This is a genomic window from Pseudomonas fjordensis (assembly GCF_976987115.1).
Genome location: NZ_OZ336860.1, coordinates 3360438 through 3382158, shown reverse-complemented (window position 1 = coordinate 3382158; position 21721 = coordinate 3360438). Strand labels below are relative to the sequence as shown.

At 59.6% G+C, this 21721-nt stretch carries 18 protein-coding genes; 9 read left to right on the top strand and 9 right to left on the bottom strand.

Annotated features, from left to right (window positions below):
• Positions 1-3: 3 nt before the first annotated feature.
• Together ACWHXD_RS15035 and ACWHXD_RS15030 are read right to left on the bottom strand one after the other, a co-directional pair.
• On the bottom strand, positions 4-1236 hold the full coding sequence (locus ACWHXD_RS15035; protein ID WP_138762764.1) for a T6SS immunity protein Tli4 family protein: 1233 nt from the start codon (positions 1234-1236) through the stop codon (positions 4-6).
• Complete coding sequence (locus ACWHXD_RS15030) at positions 1224-3020, bottom strand: lipase family alpha/beta hydrolase (protein ID WP_138762763.1); 1797 nt, start codon at positions 3018-3020, stop codon at positions 1224-1226. Before ACWHXD_RS15030 ends, ACWHXD_RS15035 begins: the two co-directional genes overlap by 13 nt.
• A 325-nt stretch (positions 3021-3345) precedes the next feature.
• On the opposite strand from ACWHXD_RS15030, the gene ACWHXD_RS15025 reads away from it, so the two are divergent.
• Complete coding sequence (locus tag ACWHXD_RS15025; RefSeq protein ID WP_032897249.1) at positions 3346-4485, top strand: glycerate kinase; 1140 nt, start codon at positions 3346-3348, stop codon at positions 4483-4485.
• On the opposite strand, the gene ACWHXD_RS15020 is transcribed toward ACWHXD_RS15025, so the two are convergent.
• From ACWHXD_RS15020 to ACWHXD_RS15005, 4 genes are all read right to left on the bottom strand, one after another.
• Positions 4475-5587 carry a class II histone deacetylase gene (locus tag ACWHXD_RS15020; RefSeq protein WP_138762762.1) on the bottom strand — a complete coding sequence of 371 codons (1113 nt, stop codon included), beginning with the start codon at positions 5585-5587 and terminating at the stop codon, positions 4475-4477. The two genes, ACWHXD_RS15025 and ACWHXD_RS15020, sit on opposite strands and share 11 nt — an antisense overlap.
• Entirely contained in the window at positions 5584-6738 is a 1155-nt protein-coding gene (locus ACWHXD_RS15015; RefSeq protein ID WP_138762761.1) for an MFS transporter, read from the bottom strand. The genes ACWHXD_RS15020 and ACWHXD_RS15015 overlap by 4 nt, the downstream gene beginning before the upstream one ends.
• A 21-nt stretch (positions 6739-6759) precedes the next feature.
• Positions 6760-7632 (bottom strand): transporter, encoded by an 873-nt coding sequence (locus tag ACWHXD_RS15010; protein WP_032897252.1) that lies wholly within the window; start codon positions 7630-7632, stop codon positions 6760-6762.
• A 96-nt stretch (positions 7633-7728) separates the two neighbouring features.
• On the bottom strand, positions 7729-8700 hold the full coding sequence (locus ACWHXD_RS15005; RefSeq protein ID WP_138762760.1) for a helix-turn-helix transcriptional regulator: 972 nt from the start codon (positions 8698-8700) through the stop codon (positions 7729-7731).
• Between the two features lie 227 nt (positions 8701-8927).
• Between ACWHXD_RS15005 and ACWHXD_RS15000 the strand changes: the two genes are divergently transcribed.
• Positions 8928-9440 carry a GNAT family N-acetyltransferase gene (locus ACWHXD_RS15000; protein WP_138762759.1) on the top strand — a complete coding sequence of 171 codons (513 nt, stop codon included), beginning with the start codon at positions 8928-8930 and terminating at the stop codon, positions 9438-9440.
• A gap of 257 nt (positions 9441-9697) precedes the next feature.
• Here ACWHXD_RS15000 and ACWHXD_RS14995 read toward each other — a convergent pair whose 3' ends face one another.
• Complete coding sequence (locus tag ACWHXD_RS14995; RefSeq protein ID WP_032897256.1) at positions 9698-10411, bottom strand: aspartate/glutamate racemase family protein; 714 nt, start codon at positions 10409-10411, stop codon at positions 9698-9700.
• Positions 10412-10633: 222 nt separating this feature from the next.
• On the opposite strand from ACWHXD_RS14995, the gene ACWHXD_RS14990 reads away from it, so the two are divergent.
• Positions 10634-11989 carry a M10 family metallopeptidase C-terminal domain-containing protein gene (locus ACWHXD_RS14990; protein WP_138762758.1) on the top strand — a complete coding sequence of 452 codons (1356 nt, stop codon included), beginning with the start codon at positions 10634-10636 and terminating at the stop codon, positions 11987-11989.
• A gap of 115 nt (positions 11990-12104) precedes the next feature.
• Positions 12105-12776 (top strand): DUF3313 domain-containing protein, encoded by a 672-nt coding sequence (locus ACWHXD_RS14985; RefSeq protein ID WP_032897258.1) that lies wholly within the window; start codon positions 12105-12107, stop codon positions 12774-12776.
• A 54-nt stretch (positions 12777-12830) separates the two neighbouring features.
• Here the strand turns inward: ACWHXD_RS14985 and ACWHXD_RS14980 are convergent, their stop codons facing one another.
• Both ACWHXD_RS14980 and ACWHXD_RS14975 read right to left on the bottom strand, forming a co-directional pair.
• Positions 12831-14231 carry a DUF1254 domain-containing protein gene (locus ACWHXD_RS14980; protein WP_138762757.1) on the bottom strand — a complete coding sequence of 467 codons (1401 nt, stop codon included), beginning with the start codon at positions 14229-14231 and terminating at the stop codon, positions 12831-12833.
• Positions 14232-14346: 115 nt separating this feature from the next.
• Positions 14347-14700, bottom strand: a complete 354-nt coding sequence (locus ACWHXD_RS14975) for a response regulator (RefSeq protein WP_032897262.1) — start codon at positions 14698-14700, stop codon at positions 14347-14349.
• Between the two features lie 262 nt (positions 14701-14962).
• On the opposite strand from ACWHXD_RS14975, the gene ACWHXD_RS14970 reads away from it, so the two are divergent.
• The 5 genes from ACWHXD_RS14970 (at position 14963) to ACWHXD_RS14950 (ending at position 21530) form a co-directional block, all read left to right on the top strand.
• On the top strand, positions 14963-18460 hold the full coding sequence (locus ACWHXD_RS14970; RefSeq protein WP_138762756.1) for a response regulator: 3498 nt from the start codon (positions 14963-14965) through the stop codon (positions 18458-18460).
• Positions 18461-19291, top strand: coding sequence for a CheR family methyltransferase (locus ACWHXD_RS14965; RefSeq protein WP_171905487.1), 831 nt, complete (start codon positions 18461-18463; stop codon positions 19289-19291).
• Positions 19288-19887 (top strand): chemotaxis protein CheB, encoded by a 600-nt coding sequence (locus tag ACWHXD_RS14960; protein WP_138762755.1) that lies wholly within the window; start codon positions 19288-19290, stop codon positions 19885-19887. The genes ACWHXD_RS14965 and ACWHXD_RS14960 overlap by 4 nt, the downstream gene beginning before the upstream one ends.
• A complete protein-coding gene (locus ACWHXD_RS14955) occupies positions 19881-21074 on the top strand; it encodes a hybrid sensor histidine kinase/response regulator (RefSeq protein ID WP_032897268.1) in 1194 nt (397 codons plus the stop codon). Before ACWHXD_RS14960 ends, ACWHXD_RS14955 begins: the two co-directional genes overlap by 7 nt.
• A 78-nt stretch (positions 21075-21152) precedes the next feature.
• Positions 21153-21530 carry a response regulator gene (locus tag ACWHXD_RS14950; protein ID WP_032897270.1) on the top strand — a complete coding sequence of 126 codons (378 nt, stop codon included), beginning with the start codon at positions 21153-21155 and terminating at the stop codon, positions 21528-21530.
• The last annotated feature ends 191 nt before the right edge of the window (positions 21531-21721 follow it).

The following is a 21721-nucleotide window of genomic DNA, read 5'->3' as shown; positions in this document are numbered from 1 at the left end:
ATGTCACGGCTTACGTTTTTCAAAACTGGCAATGAACTCATCGAGGATGCGCTTGTTTTCGGCAACCTCATCGGCACTGGGCCCGCGAATGTTGGCCCAAGGGTCCGGCTTGGGCACGACCGAGCCGTAGCGGATGCGTACGGATTTGAGGATGGCGTCCCACACGGCCATGGCTTCGTAGTCGGTGAGTGAGGGGTTGACGGGTTCTGGTGACGCGGGTTGTTGCCAGAGAGGCAGTTCGTAGCCTTTGTTGGCGAATTGGGGAAGGGTCCAGCGCACCAGGTCTTCGGGTTCGTTGGGATCAACTGGCTCTCCTTTCATGCCCCCCGCCGACAAACGGATGCTCATGCCAGGCCGAGCCAGCGAAGGATTGTCCCGGTAGTTTTCGCTCACAAAGAGTATTTGACGGTGAGTGTCATCGCTGAAGCCGATCAGGGACTCTTCAGCTTGCATGCCGGCTAACGTGATTTCTCTTGTCCGCAAATTTTCGTAATCCCCTGCGAGAAAAATTTGCCCGTCTTTGGGAGTGCGCACGTGCAAGCGTTCTTCATCATCAGGCGACAGAGCGTTGATATAGATACTCAGCGAGACATCTGAGGCTGGTGGGCTAAAGTCGAAACTAGCGATCTCCTGATCGTGATGACTGCGAATGACAATGGAGTCCAGTGCAAAGCCTGCGCCTGCGGTTTCAGGGGTGACTTTGAAGATCTCTTTTGAAAGTTTTAACAGACGACCTTCAACAGGGGCGGTATTACCATTGAAGGAGTCAGCGCGGAGCATGACGTAAACGTCACCAATCAACAGATGGGACTCATGCACGAACCAGTCTGCAATTTCAACGCTCTCGTAGTACTGCAATAACCTATGTTGTGCCGTTACGACTTTCGCCGATACCAGCATCGACACATCGGAATGATTGTAGTTTTTTACGGAAGCAATCCGACTCGCTCGCTCGTACACAGCAGCATCAAACCGCTCTCGCGTCACTCCCTCTCCTAACACCCGCACTTCAACGGATGCATGATCGGCCCCCAGCCCGTAGTACAACTTCACATTCCCGCCCCCCGTCCAGCTGGCGGGCAAATCTATCAGCCCACGGCCCAGCGCCCAGGTGCGCATGTTGCTGGTCAATTCGTGCACGGTTTGTTTCTCCTGTTCACTGGGTTGTTTGAAGGTGGTGCACCCTGCAACCGATCCAAGTAGCAGGCATGTAAAAAAAACGGTCAGCCTGCGCATAGAGGCCTCTTGGCTTTCGCCGCAATCTTGATCAGGGAGTAGAGGGTGAATTGCTGAGTGAGCGGGTTGGCGTAGGACGCTTCATGGTCGAACCCTGGGGCCTGCACTTGCTGGCGGACAGAACCTTGGCGGACCTGCCTGATCGGCGCGCGGCCGGAGCTCACCGGTACGGTGCCGTCGCCAGCGCCGTCCTGCATACGGCAATGCAGTTCCCAATAGCTGGTCTGTACGGTCTTTACTGGCGCATTGGGGTCACCGCGTGGGGGCATTACACTTTCGGCTTGCCCGCCTACGTACAGCGGGCTTCGCCCGTCGTCACGCACCTCGGGCATTTGCAAGCTGGACACCGTGAAGGCGTCGGGGCTTGAAGCATAGGGGCCGTTGAGGCGAGACCCTCGGCGCATCTCCCAGGTGATGGTTTCGAAGCTGGGATATTTATCGTCGTTTCCATAGTAAACATAGGTTTGAGGGTGGTATGACCCTGCAATGCGTTGATGGAAGCTGCTCGCTTTCTTTATGTTTATCGCAAATGTCTCCCAAGTAATCGGATCCCCATCCTTCGGTGCCAACCACTCTTCACGCAACAATCCCCACCAACGGTCGCGGCGTAGATAAATCTCTTCATAAGGATCTTTTACCGGTTGACGCGGCATAGCCGGGGCTCCGCGCTCGTCAATCAGCCGCAGCCAGCCCGGGGCATAGTCCTGGGTGGGCAGCAATTGCAAGGCACCGGGTGCCTGCGCAAATACAGCGGTGACCTCCTGACCGGTGGGGCCAATGACCGCGCCGGCAATGGGGTCTTCGTCGCGCATGCCGACCTTGCAGCGACGGTAAGCGACCGGCGCCCCGATGGCGGGCATCACGCCGTGCACGACGCCGGCAATTTTGTCGGCCATACCCGGTAGCTGCGCGCATCGCCGTGCCACCAGCCCGCCCATGGAGTGGGTAACCAAAATCACCTGTTGGCAGTTGCGACCGTACTGCTGCATGAGTTCATCAATACGCTCAGCCAGCCTTGACGCGGCCTCCTCGTTGGAGTCCAGCCAGTTGTAACCACAGGCATGCACTGGCATGCGGTAGCCACCACGCGCCGCCAACTCGTGCGAAATAATCGACGGCAACTGCGCCGCCAGGTTAGCGCCCAACCCCGGCATGGCGATGGGCATTTCGGGTTTCAACTCGGTGACTTGAACCGGGCCGGGCTCGACACTGCGCGTATGCAGATGCTCAGGCCGAATGTCGAATTGCGGCCATTTATGCGGCATGAATTCGCTGTTAAGGGTGTCTTCCAGCCACAGAAGAAACGCGTGGTAGCTGGTTTCGCTGACTTCGCCCCAGCCCCGCTCTTCGTAGCGCTTGGTCAGAGCCAGGATGGTTTTTTTCCTGTCCGGCTCTGGCGGCACTATGACCGTGCCGACAGAGCGCTCCGGCACTGCGCCTTTGTTATCGACCTCTACCCTGGCGGGGTGCAACAGTTGCTGTCGTATACCCGCCTTTTTGTTTATCCAGTTCAGGGCCAACCACATATTCTTACCCATGAACCCCGCATCCAACCGCCAGACGGGAGCCGCCTTATTCTTTCCCTTTCCTTTCTCCGGTTTGCTCTTCAAATTCGACCCCATAATCCCCGGCACAAAAATCACCGGCAGCACCCCATCCGGCGGCAATATGCAATGCACCGGGTCGGTGATATGGCTGGGCGTGAGGGTCCAGGTATGTACCGGGTTGCCCCGGGCGTTATAAGAGAGCGGCGCTATGCGTGGCATTTGAGGGGTGTCGGCCATGAAGTTCTCCCTGAGTCGAGGGCGTTGTTGCGGGCCGGCGTGGAGCCCCCGGATTGATATTGTCTGGAATCTTCTGGGCCACACTCTATTAGCGTGCAATTGCGAGCCTCAAGGGAGCGTGCGCATTAAAGATGCGTCCTACACTGCTGCAAGTCGTTACTGACAGATAGATCAAACAAGCGGGCCCATAGGTTTGGCGTTTATTTATCGCGGCGTTTCACTTTGTGGGAATGAACAACAAACCCGCCCCACACTTGTGCATCGGCCCCGCGTCATTGCCCCAACCAACTGGCAGCATGGGCGTTATAAAAACCGGAGAAAGCCCATGAAAATCGTGATCGCCCCCGACTCGTTCAAAGACAGCCTGAGTGCCGCAGGCGTCGCCCAGGCGATTGCCGAGGGGTGGGCCCAGGTCTGGCCGGATGCGCACGTGCTTCAATGCCCGATGGCCGATGGCGGTGAAGGCACGGTGGATGCGGTACTCGCCGCGTGTAAGGGTGAACTGCGCAGGCAAACGGTCCGAGGCCCGCTGGGCGGGGCCGTCGAAGCGCGTTGGGGCTGGCTGGCCGACAGCCACACGGCGATGATCGAGATGGCCGAGGCCAGCGGCTTGCAACTTGTCGCGCCGGGGCAGCGCGACGCGTGTTCAAGTACGACCTACGGCACCGGTGAGTTGATCCGCGCCGCGCTGGATGCCGGGGCGCAGCGCATTATCCTGGCGATTGGCGGCAGTGCCACCAACGATGGCGGGGCGGGGGCGATGCAGGCCCTTGGCGTGCAGCTATTGGATAGTGAACGCCAGCCACTGCCGGCGGGTGGGTTGGCGTTGGCACGCCTGGCCCATATCAGCCTTGAACAACTCGACCCGCGCCTGGCACAGGTGCGTTTTGAAATCGCCGCCGACGTCAACAACCCCCTGTGCGGCCCTCACGGAGCGTCTTCGATTTTTGGCCCGCAAAAAGGCGCGAGCCCCGAGCAAGTGGCACAACTAGACGCTGCCCTTGGCCACTTCGCCGACCATTGCGCCCAGGTGCTGCGCCAGGATGTGCGCGACGAACCCGGCAGCGGCGCCGCCGGTGGCCTGGGTTTTGCCGCCAAGGCGTTCCTCGGTGCACAGTTTCGTCCGGGGGTCGAGGTGGTGGCTGAACTGGTTGGCCTCGATGAAGCGGTGCGTGGCGCCGATCTGGTCATCACCGGCGAAGGCCGCTTCGACGCCCAGACCCTGCGTGGCAAAACCCCGTTTGGCGTGGCGCGCATTGCCCAGCGACAGGGCGTGCCGGTGATCGTGATCGCGGGCACCTTGGGCGACGGCTACGAGCAGATGTACGCTCATGGTGTGGACGCAGCGTTCGCCTTGCCGTCGGGGCCGATGTCACTTGAGCAGGCCTGCCACGAGGCCCCGCGCCTGTTGCGCGAGCGGGCCTCGGACATAGCGCGGGTATGGCGCCTGGCAGCTACTCGCTGACCCCGCGCGCCAAACGCTCCACCCACAGCTCTTGAAACCCCTGCAGCGCCGCACCGGGTTGCTGCAATTGCACAAACTCAAGCATCGGGTCTTGCACCGCTGTGCGCACGCCGCTCAGTTCCTCCAGGGTCGCCAAGCCGCAGAACGGCACATAGGCTTCGCTGTAGCCGCCTTCGTGCACCAGCACCAGGCGACCGTGGCACAGGCGTTCGGCGGCCAGGCGCAGGGCGCGGGTCAGCAGCCGGAACGATTCGCTGTGCAGCAACATGCGCGCTAGCGGGTCGACGGCGTTGGCGTCATAACCGCAGGCGACGATGATCAACTCCGGCTCAAAGCGCTCCAGGGCGGGCAGTACGATGCGCTCCATGGCCTGTAGGTAGGTGGCGTGACCACTGCCTGGCGGCAACGGGATATTGATGTTGGCGCCCAGGCCTGCACCCCGGCCGCGATCCTGCTCGCCGCTGTAACCGGGCGGGTAGCAGCCGTCCTGGTGCAGGGAGATCGTCAACACATCGGCGCGTTCTTCGAAGATCGACTGCGTGCCGTTGCCATGGTGCACATCCCAGTCGATCACGGCGACTTTGCCCAGCCCGTTGCGGGCCTTGGCGGCCTCGATGGCAATGGCAATGTTGGCGAGAAAGCAAAAGCCCATGGCACTGTCTGCCAGGCAATGATGCCCCGGTGGCCGCGACAGCGAATAAGCGTTGTGCGCCTGGCCCTTGAGCACCGCTTCCACGGCGGCCAGGGCCAAACCGGCGGACAGTTGCGCGATCTCATAGCTGCCGGGTCCTATCGGTGCCTGGGGGCCAAGCTCACCGCCGCCGGCATCGCTCAAGGCTTTGAAACGTTGCAGGTAAGCACGGCTGTGGACGCGCAGCAGGTCCTCTTCACTGGCGGGCGGCGCGCTATGCTGGTGCAGGTGGCGGCTGAGTCCGGAGACATCCAACAGGCTTTTCAAACGCCGCTTGGTCTCCGGTGACTCGGCATGCCCGCTGCCGGCCGGCGGCTGCACCCAGCCGCCCACGGGCAGGGTCAGCGCATGGGCGCCGGCGCTGTGCCAGAGGCTCATTTCGTCGAAAAAAAATGCGGTGGTCAGGTTCATACCGGTTCCAGTTCAGTGGGGGAGTGGGGACGGCTGGCGACGATCATTACCAGGGACAGCAAGGTGATAGCGGCAGCACCGAGCAGCAACAGGCTGAACCCGCCGCTGGCTTCGATCAGGCGGCCGGCGAGCGCCGGGCCGATGGCCAGGCCACCGCCGATGACCAGGTTGGAGGCGTTCATCAGCTTGCCGCTGTGATCGAGGTCGGCCAGGCAGGCCAGGATCAGCGGCAGGATGAAGGTCCAGGTAAACTTGAACAGCAGCGCGGCCAGGGCGAACCGCAGTAATGCAGGCTGGCCGAGCAACAGGAGCACCGCTGTTGCCATTGACGTGTAGCCCAGCAACAACAGCGCACCACGCGGCAGGCGAGCGCCGATCAGTGAGGCGCTTGCGGCCCCGGCAATGCCCATCACGGTGGCAATGGCGAGGATTTCGCCGCTGTGCTGCGCCGAAATCCCGGCACTGGCGCCCAAGGCACCGATAAAGGTCCATACGCCCCCGAGGCTGATGTAAAAGGCCAGGACCGCGCCAACCCCCAGGGCGGCTTTCCAGCGTGAGCCGGGCAATACCGGCTCGCGGTTGGCCGGCAACGCTGGGCTACCAGCGGGAAAAGCCCGCGCCAATGGCAGCAGCAGGGTCATCAACCCTGCCAGGATCAGATAGCAGGCATTCAAGCCAAACCGTTCGAACAAGCCAGGCAGCGCCACCAGGCCGAGGGCACCGACGACCAACTGCCCCATCACCCACAAGCCATACACCCGGCTGGGGTTGGCGGTGGTGGCGGCACTGGCCAGGCAAAGGATCATCAACGAGCCGCCGGCCAGGGCGCTGGCACCGCGCAACACCAGCAGCACGGCGTAGGTGTCGGCGAGCATCGACAGCAGGTTAGCGGCAATGAACAACAGCGCGGCGACCCGGGCGGCGGTGCGCCAGTCAACCCGCTTGAGCCACCACCAAGCGGGCAAGGTCGCCAGGCTCATGGCGCCCAGCTCCACGGAAAACAAGTCGCCAATGCGCGCAGGGCTCAGTTGCCACTGGCTGGCCAACTGCGCGGCCACGGCGGGAGCGGTCATCAGGATGGTCGGGGTGATGGCGGCAAACAGTACGATCGCCGCCAAGCGTGCCGTTATTGCAGGGGTGGAAATGGGCATTTTCAAGCTCCAGGAAAGGGGTCAGAACACGTGCACAAGGCGTAACAACGCCTCGGTGCCGGCGTAGCCATTGGAAGCCGCAACGTTTTGCGAAAGGCTGACCATCAGTTGGTTCTGCCGGTCGAGCCAATGCCCGAATTCGAAGCCGACTTGGGTATAGCGCTTGTGGGTGTCGTCGAGGCTGCGGTTGTTGAGGCGTAGCGCGCCACCGTCGGCCTGGATCAGGCGCAATGCGCCGTAAGTGGCGGCGCTGAAGTCATACGAGGCGAAGGCCTGTAAGCGATACAGCGGCGCTTGCTTGAGTTCGCTGCCGAAGTAATCGTCATTGCGGCCATAGAGCTGGGCTTCCAGGTTGGCTTCCAGTACCCATTTGTCGCCGATGCCGTGGGTGTAGTTGTAGACAAAGGTGGCGCCCCAGCGATTGGCACCGGGGGACACGTCCGGGTTTTGGCTGTGGTACTCACCCACCGGCACGGTGATCAGGCTCAACAGGCCGCTGTAGGTACGCGAGGCGGGGTCATTGACGAAAAACAGCGTGCCACCCACCTGTGGGTCGCCCAGGCCGCGCTCGCGGCTGCGCTGGTTTGCGCCGGGCAGGCGTGCGTTGATGTCGGCAAAGGGCAGGATGAATTGCGGCGTGCACAGCGTGCCGCAGGCGTCGGTGAAATACACCTGGCGGTAAGCCACGGCGTTGACCCGCAGGTCGGCCTTGCCGGTGCTGTCGGCGGGGCCATGGAAATCCCCGGCACGTGTGGCGGGCAGGTACAACACACCCAGGCTGGTACCCGGTGGGGCTGCGAAAAAGTCGCGGGCGTTGAGGTCGGCCGCCTGGCTGTCGAGGCTGAGCAGGGTGGCGCACAGCACTGTCAAGTTACGTAAGCATGTGGAAGTCATGAAGAAGCGTCTCGTGTGAGAAGGCCGAAAAAGGGCAACAGCAGCCCGTGACCGTTAAAAAACGACCGTGGTAAACCGTGGGAGAAACGGGCAGGGTCAGTCGGGCGGGGCGTGCACCAGGTGCGCTATGCGTGCTTTGTCCTTGACGCCGAGCTTGGTGTAGATGGCGCGAATATGGTGGCGCACGGTATTGGGTGAGAGGCCAAGGTCGCGGGCCACTTCCTTGTAGGTCTTGCCCTCGCCAAAGCCTTGGGCCACGTCGTTTTCCCGTGGGCTGAGCTGGGGCAGGGCGCGGTTGACGCGCGCGGCCAGCAGCAATTGGTCGCCCACGGGGGACACCTGGATATGGATGTGCTTACCGTCATGCCCGCGCTCGTCCAGGGGCACCGGCAGGGTGGGGCCACACCATTGCGGCCATTCGCTGAGCAGCAGGTCGACAAACCCGCGCTCGGCGCATTGCAATACTCCCCGTGGGTCGCACACCGCCAGGGCGAGATTGCGCGGGCTGGTCAGGGTTTCACGCATGGCCACCAAGGTGCGGATCTGGTTCGCCGAGACCGCCGCCACCAGATGCAGCATCAGGTTATTGAGCAACTGGCAATCCTGCGCGTTGAACGTGGGCGCGGAGGGCTGGCGGTAGAGCGTCAGGTGGTGGCTGAGGTGGGTTTGCGCGTCGATATGGATCACACAGAGCAATTCACCCAAGCCGTGGCGTTGCCCCAACCAGTTCAAGGCGCTGCCGCTGGCGGGGTCGCGCATATCGATGATCACTGCCTCGCCGGGCGAGGCATGCACCCGTGCGACGGTCACGTCCAGATGGCGGATCGACTGCCAGTCCGCCAGATAGTCGGGGGGCAACTGGTAGAGGAAGCTGTTGTGCTCGTGCGGCACCCCGTTGATGACCGCCGAGCGCCCCCACCAGGCGCTGTCGAAGGCCAGCAATTGGTTGAGGCGCGCCAGGGCATGGTGTTGAAAGTGTTCGATGTCCTGGTGTTGGGCCAGGCGTTGCAGGTCCAGGGTCAGGGTGCTGAAAGCCTGTAACAGGCTCGCGGGATCGAGACGGTTCATGGGTGTTCCTCTGTGGGACTTTTTTTGTTGTTCTCGTCACAGGGTGAAGGCCAAAGCGTCGGGTTGACGGGGCAGGGCCTGGGCTGAGTATCGGCGCTGCGCGCAGGGATCGCCATCGTTCAGATGCAGGATGGTGCTGGTTGGCCAGTGGGAAAACTCCGGCTCGTCAGATGGGCGACTTAACTTCTACACTGGTCAGCCACCTGTCTTTCATAGGATGAAAAGCAATGCACGTGCCTGAACCGTCTATCGTGATCCAGCGTTTTACCGAGGCCCACCTGGAGGGCGTCGCCGCGCTCTACAATGAACCGGCTGTTTGCCGTCAGGTGCTGCAAATGCCTTTTCAGTCGGTTGAGATGTGGCGCAAGCGCCTGGTGATGGATAACGAGCGGCGCCTGCAACTGGTGGCGTTGCAGGGCGCTGAGGTGATTGGTCAACTGGGGCTTGAGCAGTACTTGCGCGTACGCCAGAGCCACGTTGGCTCATTGGGTATGGGCGTGGCGCCCGCGTGGCAGGGCAAGGGCGTCGGTTCGCGGCTGTTGGCGGCCGCGCTGGAGGTGGCCGACAACTGGATGAACCTGCGCCGTGTGGAACTGACGGTCTACGCCGACAACGAAGCTGCGCACAACCTGTACCGCAAGTTCGGCTTCGAAGTGGAAGGGCGGTTGCGCGACTATGCCCTGCGTGATGGTGTGTTTGTCGACACCTTCAGCATGGCGCGCCTGCGCACATCGGCTTGATCCTTTAAGCAAAGGGATCTACACAACTTCGATGAAAGCGGTGTGTCAGCCACTGAACCCTTGACTGAACCATCGCTTTCGCAGGCAAGCCAGCTCCCACACGGGTTATGCATCGCCCACAAAATCAGCGCCCGGCACAGATCCCTGTGGGAGCTGGCTTGCCCGCGATAGCGGTGTGTCAGCCACTGAATCTTTAACTGAACCACCGCCTTCGCAGGCAAGCCAGCTCCCACACGGGTTATGCATTGCCCACAAAATCAGCGCTTGGCACAGATCCCTGTGCCCTGTAAGGCAAACCCCACCGCGGCCTGCGCATGCAGCGCGGTGGTGTCCAGCAGTGGCAGGGCGCTGTGCTCCGGTTGGATCAGCAAGCAAATTTCCGTGCAGCCGAGGATGATCGCCTGGGCGCCGCGTGCCGCGAGTGTCTGGATCACCCGCTGATACACCTGGCGCGAGGCGTCACTGATGACGCCCACGCACAACTCTTCATAGATGATTCGGTGCACCGCCCTGCGTTCATCCGCGTCTGGCACCAGCACGTTGAGCCCCTGGGCGGCAAGGCGGGACTTGAGGAAATCCTGCTCCATGGTGAACGCGGTACCCAGCAATCCTACCGTCAAGGTCCCAGCTGCCAGAGCCGCCGTCGCCGTGGCATCAGCAATATGCAGGAAGGGAATCGACACCGCCGCCTCAATGCGCGGAGCCACTAAATGCATGGTGTTGGTACACAGCACCACACAATCAGCACCCCCGGCCTGCAAGCGTCGCGCGGCATCTTCCAGGATCAGCGCGGCATCGTCCCAACGCCCGGCATGTTGAGCCTGTTCCACCGGGCCGAAATCCACGCTGTACATCAACACTTGCGCCGACCGCAGCGGGCCGAGCTGGTCGCGCACGCGCTGGTTGATAAGGCGGTAGTACTCGGCGCTGGACTCCCAGCTCATGCCGCCGATAAGGCCGATGGTGCGCATGTAATGCTCCGGATAAGGGGATAAGGCTTCACCTTACACAACGAAGGCGGTTCATTTGAAGGCCGCACGCCCGGGTGAATGTTTGCCAACGCTACTAGGCGAGCCGCGCCTCAATTGTGAGGTCAGTTCGGGAACTGTTTAGCGTAGCAATACCACCTATACGCAGGTCACTGGTCTGCCGCCAGACGAGTAGAAAAATCCCAGTTCCCTTAGGACTACCTCATGAATATTGATCCGAACACTGCGTTGGCAAGGGCATACGCCACCAGCGATGCACACAGGACCGTCGTCGAGATTGCTCATTCAGGCGACCGCGGCAATCAAATTAAACATCGCCACGTTTCATTGTCCACGGACCAAGTATTAGAGAGGTCACAACGTGCAGACGGATTTGCGGGTTCACTGCGTTCCGGGGACTCCGCAGAGGTAACCTATGACTTCTCCAATCGTCCCGAAACGGGCGCCACCACCAGCCAGTTCACAGAAACACAAAAAGGCGTCATCCGTGAGACCCTGAATAATTTCAGCGATGCTGCAAATATCCGGTTCAAAGAGTCTGCCAATGCACAATCCCATCATATGCAGTTTAAGGTTGATGGCAGCTTTAAGTGGCAAGCCCCTTGGTATGCACCGGTGTCCGATGACGAGCCCGGCAGGGTGCAGGTAACGCTGATCCAGAGCCATGCCGATGGGCTGGAAAAACCCAATAATTTTGGCCGTCACGTCATTGCAAAAGCTGCGGCCTTTAAATTGGGGCTTCCTGACCCGACGTCCGCAACACCGGAAAATAAGTATGCGGAAAATACGCTGGCTTACACGGTAAGGAGTCCTTTTCTGGAAACCCGCTCAGACCATCGCTTTAATAAATCCCATGGCCAAGACAATCAATATTCAAGTACACCGATGATGGATGATATCGCCATCATGCAAGATAAATTCGGGGCGAACCTCCAAACGCGTACGGGAGATACGACGTATGGATTCAACTCAAATGCCGACCGTGAAGTATTCAAATTGGAATCAGTCGATGATTTACCGGTATTTTGCGTGTGGGACGCCGGTGGTAGAGACACATTCGATTTCTCCGCATTCAAGCAAGATCAGGTTATCAATTTGAGATCGGGCAGCTTCTCTAATGTAGGGGGAGGCATAGGCAACGTCTCGATCGCCAACGGCGTCACCATCGAACGGGCTATTGGCGGTGCTGGCAACGACATTCTTATTGGGAATGACTCGGATAACGAACTGGAGGGCGGCGAAGGCGATGACACTCTCTATGTCAAGGCGAACTCTGGCTTTAACCGGCTGTCAGGCGGGCCTGGTAAAAATACCTTCGTTATCGGCGCAAACGACTCATCCGCCAGCTTTGAAAACACAGCTATAACGGACTTTGTCAGCGGCAAGGATAAATTGGATATTTCAGCCCTGCGCGCAGCCCACCCTCAACTCACCGTCACCCAGAAATATTATCCCAGTCATAACCTCACCTTGCTGCGTTTCGATTTCGATGGCGACAAAAAAGACGACTTCATGATGAGTATAAGTGGGCGAATCGTGCGTTCCGATTTCCATCCTTGACCTGAATGTGTTGACGCATGTATTGGCGTGCTCCGAGCGAAATTAGGTGTACTGCCTAAGTATTGGCTATACCTATAACTCATTCTTACAATGATGGTCGCCAGGGAGTTCACTAATGAAGCTAAGGCTAATGATCGGCACACTGTGCGTTGCCTCGCTCGGTTTGGCCGGTTGCGCGAGCAAGGTGGTGCAACCGAATGAATACTCAGGGTTCCTCTCCAACTACAGCCAGCTCAAGGAAGCCAAGTCACCGTCGGGGGCAGAGGTGATGCGCTGGGTTGATCCACAACTGGACTTGAGCCGCTACACGGCGGTGTACATCGAGCCTACCCAGTTCTACCCCAAGCCCCAGGCCACCTCCCGGATTCCCGAGAGCACGTTGCGCGGCATCAACGACTATTACAACCAGGCGCTCAAGCGCGAGCTGGCCCAGTCACTGCCCGTGGCCAATGCCCCAGGCCCAGGGGTGATCGTGGTAAGGGCGGCGATTACCGCCGTGAGCAGCAAGACCGAAAGCCTCAAGCCTTATGAGTTTATTCCCGTCGCCCTGGTGGCCGCGGCAGTGAGCACCGGCACCGGCATTCGCGACCAGGAAACCACCCTGGGCACCGAGGCGCAGTTCCTCGATGGCGCTACCAATAAAGTGCTGGCCCAAGTGGTGCGCAAAGGCACCGGCAAGCCGCTGGCCAATGACTCCCAGGTAATGAAGGCCGACGATGTGAAAAGCGTCATCGACGGTTGGGCATCGGACCTGCACCAGTCTTACGTGAAACTGAAAAAACACTGAGTCAAAAAAAAGCGCGACGGGTTATCGCCCGCCGCGCTTTTTTATTCGCCGTGATTATTTAAGCGGCGTCAACGCTGGAAGCTTCCACTGGCCGCTGGCGACTTCAGGATTGGGCAGGTAAATGCGCAATACCGCATAAAACGGGCCGGGCGGGGCCGGCAACCAGTTGCTCTGCTCAGCCTTGGGGGGCTCGTGGTGTTGCAGCGCCAGGGTCAAGCCACCATCGGCGTCGAGCTTGAGGGTTGGCAGCATCTGCGAATTGATCAGGTAGCGCTTCTTGTGGTTGGGCACCAGCGATTTAGTCTTGGCGTCGTACATCGTCAGCGACCAGAACGCATCGGCCGGCGGTAACTGGTCCTTGGCAAAATGCACGGTGTAGCTGTGGCGCGCACCATTGGCCGGCTTGCCCTCGCTGTCGATGACGTAGCTCAAGTGCGCAGCTTCATCACTGGAGTTGCCGAACATTCCCAGCTCGGCACCGGCGTAGCGGTACAGGTAGTTGTTTTGCAGGTGGTCGCGGCTGCCGTACAGGTCTGCGCCGGTCACTTGGTGGGTATCGACCTTGGCTTTCTTGAACGCTGCGAATTCGGCGCGGCCATCGGCGATGCCGTCCTCCAGGGCCTTGCGCTGCTCGGCAGTCAACAGGTTGACCTTGAACGGCGCGCCCGGCGCAATACCGATCTTGGCAAAGCGCGCCAGCAGGTCTTTTTCACTGTCCTGGGGCGCGGCAAAGGCCAGCATGAAATTCAGGTAGCGAAACAGTTGCGGGCCTTCGGTCATGGTTGCCATTGGCTTGGGCCATTGGATCTTCGGCACATTGGCAGGCGCGGGTTGCTTCACATAACTGCTCAGCGTCTGGACCTTGTAGCCACTCTGGATCTGCTTGAGCTTGCCCAAGTCTTTGTCATCAAACAGCTGCGTACGGTAAAGGGCGTAGGCGATGTTGCTTTCGCTGTAGACCACACGGTCGATGTCCACCGGCTGCTGACCTTTCCAGTCGGGCCCGGCGATCATGTAGTGACCGCCGTTATTGCCGGTACTGCGGGTGCCCAAGTAAGCGAAATTCTGCGTATAGAGGTCGATCAACTGCACTGAGTAGTAACGGTTGTCTTCAATCTTGGGCAGGGTCAGCACCAAAGGTTCTTTGCGCAGGTCCATCCATACGAACGAGTAGGGCGTGTCGACGTTCGGGGTGGTAACTGCGTTGTCCTTGGGGGTAAGCACCTGGGCGCTGTTGTCGATACGGTTGAAGGGGGCCTTGAAGTGGGCACCGCCTTTATCAACGGCCTGGGTGTAGAGCGTCTTGTACATCTGCACCACGGGGAAGCCGTACAGGTAGGCTTCCTTGGCGATGGCCCGGGCTTCGCTGGGGCTTGCGGTGAAGTCAGCCCAGGCGCCGGAGCTCATGAAAATCGAGAGGCTCGCCAACAGCAGGCGCGTCGGTTTTCCAATCATGTTGTTGCGTCCTTCCTGAATGCTATCTGAGAGCGTGGCGTGAAGGCGCTGAGTTTCCTGTTTTATTGGCCGGACGTCACGTTAATCTCTGCAAAGGACAACGGGGGGAGGGGCGTTACAGCATGGATTTGACTTTGTCACGCAATTGATCGATCGAGAACGGTTTGCCAATCACCTGCATACCGGCGGGTACATCAATATTTTCGGCATAGCCGCTGGCAAACAGAATCGGCAGGGTGGCGCGCAGTTCGCGGGCTTTGGTTGCCAGTTGTTTACCGTCCATGTCGGGCAGGCCGACGTCGGTCATCATCAGGTCGATGATCTGGGCAGTATCTTTCACCACTTCCAACGCTTGCTCAGCGTCTGCGGCTTCGAGCACCCTGAACTCCAACTCTTCGAGGACATCGACGATCAGCATGCGCACGATGGCGTCGTCTTCGACTACAAGGATGGTGGAGGCATGGGACATAGTGAACTTTCCTGAACAGTGAGGGCGCTGGGCTTAAAGGCAACAAGATTGTGAGTGATAACAATGCCAGCAAGTTCCGAAGCAATTGCTGGCATTGTGACCTTAGCGGCGCAAAAAGTCCCGTCAGCTTGCGTGCTGACTCACAAAGGGGCCGGCGCCATGCGCTTGACCGCATCCGCAGCCAATCAACGCACAAACATAGCTTTTAGCCAGGTTGTTCGGGCAAACTTGCGGCTTTTCCGCATTTGGCCAAGGCATGCCCATGACACCCGCGTCGTCCGTCGATGAAAAAAGCTTTCGTACCCTGCTGAGCCGAAACGTGGCCCTGCCTTTGGGCGTGGGCGTGCTCAGCGCGGTGTTTTTCGTCTGCCTGATTACCTATTTGCTCTCGGTGATCCAGTGGGTGGAGCACACCGACCGCGTCATTAACAACCTCAATGAGACGTCCAAACTGACGGTTGACCTGGAAACAGGTATGCGCGGCTTCCTGATCACCGGTGACGAGCATTTCCTTGACCCGTACGAAGTGGCCAAGCCGCGGATCATCGCCGACCTGCGCAATCTGCAGGACCTGGTAGCCGACAACCCGCAGCAGGTTGACCGGCTCAAGCGCTTGGAAACCTTGCAGACCGAATGGAACAACTACGCGCAGTCGATGATTGAACTGCAGCGCAACAGCGGCGATTTCCGGGGCGCTGTCAAGGCGGGCCGGGGCAAGCGGCTCACTGACGAGATCCGCAAGGAATACGAAGACGCGGTGGCGATGGAACAACAGTTCCGTATCACCCGTAACGCAGAAGTCACCCGTACGACGGTGATCAGTGTCACGTTGTACCTGGTGTTTGTACTGGGGTTGAGTGGCTTTCTGGCCTACATCGGCAGGAAGAATTTAATTTCACTTTCAAAGAGTTACAGTGCAAACCTCGCGTCACAACAGAAGATTGCCCGGCGCCTGGAGCAAACCGCCTGGCTGCGCAATGGCCAGACCGAGCTGGCCGAGCAAGTGCTGGGCCAACTGACCCTGAACATGCTGGGGCGCAATATCCTGCAGTTCTTCGCCCAATACATGGGTTCGGCCGTCGCGGCGCTGTACGTGCGCGAAGAACACGGCGGCCTCAAGCGCGTGGCCACCTACGGCTTCTCCCGCGAGCAGGAACAACAGGAACAGTCGATCTACAGCGACGAAGGCATCGTTGGCCAGGCCGCCCAGCACGATCGCCTGATTCGCCTGGATGATGTGCCGGTGGATTACTTCAAGGTCAGCTCGGGACTCGGCGAGGGCGCGACCCGTAGCGTACTGGTAGTGCCTACCAGCGATGACGACCGTGTCAATGGCGTGGTCGAGTTGGGTTTCCTGCGCCCACTGGATGAGCGTGATATTGAACTGTTGGAACTGATTGCCGGCAATATCGGCACCTCCATCGAAGCCGCGCGCTATCGCCAGCGCTTGCAGGAAGTGCTGGCCGAGACCCAGCAGCTCAACGAAGAGCTGCAAGTGCAGCAGGAAGAGCTCAAGACCGCCAACGAAGAGCTGGAAGAACAGTCACGCATCCTCAAGGAGTCCCAGGCTCACCTGGAAACCCAGCAGGCCGAGCTGGAGCAGACCAACGAGCAACTGGCCGAACAGACCCAGACCCTGGCCGAACAGCGCGACGCCATGGACCGCAAGAACATCGAGCTGAACCAGGCCCAACTGGAGCTGGAAGACCGCGCCGATGAGTTGCAGCGTTCCAGCAAGTACAAGTCCGAATTCCTCGCCAACATGTCCCACGAACTGCGCACACCGCTGAACAGCTCGCTGATCCTGGCCAAACTGCTGGCAGATAACCCCCAGGAAAACCTCAGTGCCGAGCAGGTCAAGTTTGCAGAGTCGATCTATTCGGCCGGCAATGACTTGCTCAACCTGATCAACGACATCCTGGATATTTCCAAGGTCGAAGCCGGCAAGCTGGAAGTACGCCCGGAAAACGCCAGCGTCGAGCGCCTGGTGGATGGCCTGCGCGGCATGTTCGAGCCGCTGGCAATGGACCGCAAACTGGGCTTCCAGGTGGACGTGCAGCAAGGCTCGCCAACCCTGCTGTTTACCGATCGCCAGCGTCTGGAGCAGATCCTCAAGAACCTGTTGTCCAACGCCATCAAGTTCACTGAACAGGGCGAGGTCAGCTTGTCGGTGTCCCGTGCGCCGGGGGAGGGCATTGCCTTCACGGTGCGCGATTCCGGCATTGGTATCGCCCCGGACCAACAGGAAAGCATCTTCGAAGCCTTCCGCCAGGCCGATGGCACCACCAATCGCCGTTACGGCGGTACGGGCCTGGGCTTGTCGATCTCCCGTGACCTGGCCACCTTGCTGGGCGGCTATATCAGCGTGACCAGCGAACCGGGCAAAGGCAGCATTTTCACGCTGGTGTTGCCGGAACAGTATGTTGAACGCGACGAGGACGCAGCGCCGATCGAGCCCCCGCGCCAAGTGGTGGTCGCGCCGGCACCGGCGCCCGTCAAGGTGTCGCCATTGCCGGTGGCCGACGCCAAGCTGATCCCACGCTTTGCCGACGACCGCGAAAAGGCGCCGTTCAGCACCCGTTGCATCCTGGTGGTGGAAGACGAGCCGAATTTTGCGCGCATCCTGTTCGACCTCGCCCACGAGCTGGGTTACCACTGCCTGGTCGCCCACGGTGCCGACGAGGGCTACAGCCTTGCCGAGCAGTACATCCCCGATGCCATCCTGCTGGACATGCGCCTGCCCGACCATTCCGGGCTGACCGTGCTGCAGCGCCTCAAGGAACACGCCAACACGCGCCACATCCCGGTGCACGTGATTTCCGTGGAAGACCGCGTCGAAGCCGCCATGCACATGGGCGCCATCGGTTATGCAGTCAAGCCCACCACCCGCGAAGAGCTCAAGGACGTGTTCGCACGCCTGGAAGCCAAGTTGACCCAGAAGGTCAAGCGCATCCTGCTGGTGGAAGACGATGACCTGCAGCGCGATAGCATTGCCCGCCTGATCGGCGACGATGACATCGAGATCACCGCCGTAGGCTTTGCCCAGGAGGCGCTCGACCTGCTGCGCAGCAATATCTACGACTGCATGATCATCGACCTCAAGCTACCGGACATGCTCGGCAATGAGTTGCTCAAGCGCATGGCCACCGAGGATATCTGCTCGTTCCCGCCGGTGATCGTCTACACCGGGCGCAACCTGACCCGGGACGAAGAGGCCGAACTGCGCAAGTATTCACGCTCGATCATCATCAAGGGCGCGCGCTCGCCCGAGCGCCTGCTGGATGAAGTCACGCTGTTTCTGCACAAAGTCGAATCCCAGTTGTCCCATGACCGCCAGAAGATGCTCAAGACCGCCCGCAGCCGCGACAAGGTCTTCGAAGGGCGCAAAATCCTGCTGGTGGACGACGATGTACGCAATATCTTCGCCCTGACCAGCGCCCTGGAGCACAAAGGCGCGGTGGTGGTGATCGGGCGTAACGGCCAGGAAGCCATCGACAGACTCAATGAAGTGGACGATATCGACCTGGTGCTGATGGACGTGATGATGCCGGAGATGGACGGTTACGAGGCCACCGCCTTGATCCGTCAGGACCCACGCTGGAAAAAACTGCCAATCATTGCCGTGACGGCCAAGGCCATGAAGGACGATCAGGAACGTTGCCTGGCTGCAGGCTCAAACGATTACCTGGCCAAGCCGATTGACCTGGACCGCCTGTTCTCACTGATTCGCGTATGGCTACCGAAGATGGAACGCATTTAAGTGGAGCAGTGTTTCTTGGATAAGAGCAGCGATATTGAGCTGCGCCTGTTGATCGAGGCGATTTACCTCAAGTACAGCTATGACTTTCGCGACTACTCGGGCGCGTCGGTCAAACGCCGTGTGGCCCATGCCTTGCGCCAGTTCGACTGCGCGACCATCTCCGCACTGCAAGAGCGCGTATTGCACGACCCGGCCGCGTTCATGCAGTTGCTGCAGTTCTTGACCATCCCGGTGAGCGAGATGTTTCGCGACCCGTCGCACTTTTTGGCGATTCGCCAGGAAGTGGTGCCGTTGCTCAAGACCTACCCGTCGATCAAGATCTGGATCGCTGGCTGCAGCACGGGCGAGGAGGTGTACTCCATGGCCATCCTACTGCGTGAAGAAGGCTTGCTGGAGCGCACCATCATCTACGCCACCGACATCAACCCGGCGTCGCTGGAGAAAGCCAAGCAGGGCATCTTTTCCCTGGAGAACGTGCGCGCCTATACCGCCAATTATCAGCAGGCTGGCGGGCAACGTTCATTTGCCGACTACTACACAGCGGCTTACGATTACGCGATCTTCGACAAGACATTGCGCGAGAACGTAACCTTCGCCGATCACAGCCTGGCGACCGACAGCGTATTCTCAGAAACTCAATTAATTTCATGTCGTAACGTATTGATTTATTTCAATAAAAAATTGCAAGATCGAGCGTTTGGCTTGTTTCATGAGTCGCTGTGTCATCGCGGCTTTCTGGTGCTGGGCAGCAAGGAAACTCTGGATTTTTCCGCCTATAGCAAGCAATTCGAGCCCTTGGTCAAGCAGGAACGGATCTACCGCAAATCATGAGCGACGCGCCAGACACCCCGATTCGTGGGATCGAAGCCATCGTCGTCGGCGCTTCCGCCGGCGGCGTTGAGGCGTTGCTGAGTATTTTCGGCCAGCTGCCGAGCAGCTTCGGCCTGCCGATCATTGCCGTGCTGCACCTGCCGGATGAGCGCCGCAGCCAACTGGCGGAAGTCTTTGCGCGGCGGCTGAACATCCCGGTCAAGGAGGCCCGGGACAAAGAAGCCGTAGAGGCGGGTACCTTGTACTTTGCCGGGCCTGGTTATCACCTGTCGGTCGAGCAGGACCGCAGCCTGTCCCTGAGCCAGGAAGACCGCGTGCACCATTCCCGACCCGCCATCGACTACCTGTTTTCCTCGGCGGCCGATGTGTATGGGCGCCGCCTGCTCGCCATTTTGTTGACCGGCGCCAACCAGGACGGCGCAAGCGGCCTTGCCCACGTCAAGCAATCAGGTGGCATTACCATCGTGCAGGACCCACAAGAGGCACGCATTGCCGTCATGCCCCTGGCGGCCCTGGCCTTGCACACACCTGACTATATTCTTTCCTTGAGCCGAATCGGCTCAATGCTGGCTTCCCTGGAACCTTTCCCATGTTAAGTACTGTCCAGGCCAAACTGCTGATCGTTGATGATCTGCCGGAAAACCTGCTGGCCCTCGAGGCGCTGATCAAGCGTGAGGATCGCCAGGTCTTCAAGGCATTGAGTGCCGACGAGGCGTTGTCCCTGTTGCTGGAACATGAATTCGCCATGGCGATCCTCGACGTGCAGATGCCCGGCATGAACGGTTTCGAACTGGCCGAACTGATGCGCGGCACTGAAAAGACCAAGAACATCCCCATCGTGTTCGTCAGCGCCGCTGGCCGCGAACTCAACTACGCCTTCAAAGGCTACGAAAGCGGCGCGGTGGACTTCCTGCACAAGCCGCTGGATATCCATGCGGTCAAGAGCAAGGTCAATGTGTTCGTCGACCTGTATCGCCAAAGCAAGGCGATGAAGCTGCAAGTCGAGGAACTGGAGCGCAGCCGTCGTGAGCAGGAGCTGTTGCTCACGCGCCTGCAAGCCACCCAGGCCGAGCTGGAACAAGCGGTGCGCATGCGTGACGACTTCATGTCGATTGTCGCCCACGAAGTGCGTACGCCCCTCAACGGGCTGATCCTGGAGACCCAACTGCGCAAGATGCACCTGGCCCGGGACAATGCTGCGGCGTTTACCCTGGACAAGATGCACGCCATGGTTGACCGCGATGAGCGCCAGATCCAGAGCCTGATCCGCCTGATCGAAGACATGCTCGACGTTTCGCGCATCCGCACCGGCAAGTTGTCGATTCGCCCGGCACACATCGACCTGGCGCAACTGGTGCGCAACCTGGTCGATAACTTCGCGCCGCAAGTGGCGGCCGCCGAGTCGTCCATGCAATTGCAGGCCGAGAGCCCTGTGGAAGGTTATTGGGATGAGTTCCGTATCGAGCAGGTGATCACCAACCTGTTGACCAACGCCTTGCGCTACGGGGCCAAGAGCCCGGTGCAGGTGCGGGTGTATACCGAGCATGGCGAAGCGCGGGTAGAGGTGCGCGACCATGGCATTGGTATCAGCGAGGAAAACCAGAAGCGTATTTTTCAGCAGTTCGAACGGGTTTCCGCCAACCACTCCGCCGCCGGCCTGGGGCTGGGCCTGTTTATTTCCGAACAGATCGTGGCGGCCCATGGCGGCACGATTGAGGTCGAGAGCCAGATAGGTGAGGGCGCCCTGTTCCGGGTGTGCCTGCCCCTGGAAGTGGCCGAGTGAAATCAATCGTCACCCCAACGCAACCTCTGCGTGACCCCATGGTCGTAACTGCAGCAATTGACCGGACAAAGGCTTCCCATGAGTGAAGATGCACAAGATGTCGTACTGATCGTCGAGGACGACGAATCCATTATGTTTGTGCTGGGCGAGTACCTGGCAGGCTTGGGCTACCGGGTCTTGAAGGCGATCGACGGGGAGCAGGCCTTCGAAATCCTTGCGACCAAGCCGCACCTGGACTTGATGGTCACCGATTATCGCCTGCCGGGTGGGATTTCCGGCGTGCAGATTGCCGAGCCTGCAATCAAGTTGCGTCCGGAACTGAAAGTGATCTTTATCAGCGGTTACCCGCAGGAGATTCTCGACTGCCACAGCCCGATAACGCGCAATGCGCCTATCCTGGCCAAGCCGTTTGATTTGGATACGTTGCAGGAGCATATTCAGCGATTGCTTGCCTAAGTTCTCAACGTCAGCTACCGCGGGGGAAATCCTCGCGGATAAGTCCAACATCAGTCGATGGAGTAAGGGCTTCAGGTTGAGCAACTCTGCTCATCCGAGGAAAGACTGACTCAAGCAAGAAGATAGTGGCAACATTCGTATCCATCTTGGTTTTTAGACGAAGAAAGTTGTAACAATTTTGATAATGTCAC

What these genes read in the sequence shown, in the direction of transcription:
- ACWHXD_RS15035 (WP_138762764.1), bottom strand. Translation starts at nt 1,236, where the DNA reads ATGCGCAGGCTGACCGTTTTTTTTACATGCCTGCTACTTGGATCGGTT.
- ACWHXD_RS15030 (WP_138762763.1), bottom strand. Translation starts at nt 3,020, where the DNA reads ATGGCCGACACCCCTCAAATGCCACGCATAGCGCCGCTCTCTTATAAC.
- ACWHXD_RS15025 (WP_032897249.1), top strand. Translation starts at nt 3,346, where the DNA reads ATGAAAATCGTGATCGCCCCCGACTCGTTCAAAGACAGCCTGAGTGCC.
- ACWHXD_RS15020 (WP_138762762.1), bottom strand. Translation starts at nt 5,587, where the DNA reads ATGAACCTGACCACCGCATTTTTTTTCGACGAAATGAGCCTCTGGCAC.
- ACWHXD_RS15015 (WP_138762761.1), bottom strand. Translation starts at nt 6,738, where the DNA reads ATGCCCATTTCCACCCCTGCAATAACGGCACGCTTGGCGGCGATCGTA.
- ACWHXD_RS15010 (WP_032897252.1), bottom strand. Translation starts at nt 7,632, where the DNA reads ATGACTTCCACATGCTTACGTAACTTGACAGTGCTGTGCGCCACCCTG.
- ACWHXD_RS15005 (WP_138762760.1), bottom strand. Translation starts at nt 8,700, where the DNA reads ATGAACCGTCTCGATCCCGCGAGCCTGTTACAGGCTTTCAGCACCCTG.
- ACWHXD_RS15000 (WP_138762759.1), top strand. Translation starts at nt 8,928, where the DNA reads ATGCACGTGCCTGAACCGTCTATCGTGATCCAGCGTTTTACCGAGGCC.
- ACWHXD_RS14995 (WP_032897256.1), bottom strand. Translation starts at nt 10,411, where the DNA reads ATGCGCACCATCGGCCTTATCGGCGGCATGAGCTGGGAGTCCAGCGCC.
- ACWHXD_RS14990 (WP_138762758.1), top strand. Translation starts at nt 10,634, where the DNA reads ATGAATATTGATCCGAACACTGCGTTGGCAAGGGCATACGCCACCAGC.
- ACWHXD_RS14985 (WP_032897258.1), top strand. Translation starts at nt 12,105, where the DNA reads ATGAAGCTAAGGCTAATGATCGGCACACTGTGCGTTGCCTCGCTCGGT.
- ACWHXD_RS14980 (WP_138762757.1), bottom strand. Translation starts at nt 14,231, where the DNA reads ATGATTGGAAAACCGACGCGCCTGCTGTTGGCGAGCCTCTCGATTTTC.
- ACWHXD_RS14975 (WP_032897262.1), bottom strand. Translation starts at nt 14,700, where the DNA reads ATGTCCCATGCCTCCACCATCCTTGTAGTCGAAGACGACGCCATCGTG.
- ACWHXD_RS14970 (WP_138762756.1), top strand. Translation starts at nt 14,963, where the DNA reads ATGACACCCGCGTCGTCCGTCGATGAAAAAAGCTTTCGTACCCTGCTG.
- ACWHXD_RS14960 (WP_138762755.1), top strand. Translation starts at nt 19,288, where the DNA reads ATGAGCGACGCGCCAGACACCCCGATTCGTGGGATCGAAGCCATCGTC.
- ACWHXD_RS14955 (WP_032897268.1), top strand. Translation starts at nt 19,881, where the DNA reads ATGTTAAGTACTGTCCAGGCCAAACTGCTGATCGTTGATGATCTGCCG.
- ACWHXD_RS14950 (WP_032897270.1), top strand. Translation starts at nt 21,153, where the DNA reads ATGAGTGAAGATGCACAAGATGTCGTACTGATCGTCGAGGACGACGAA.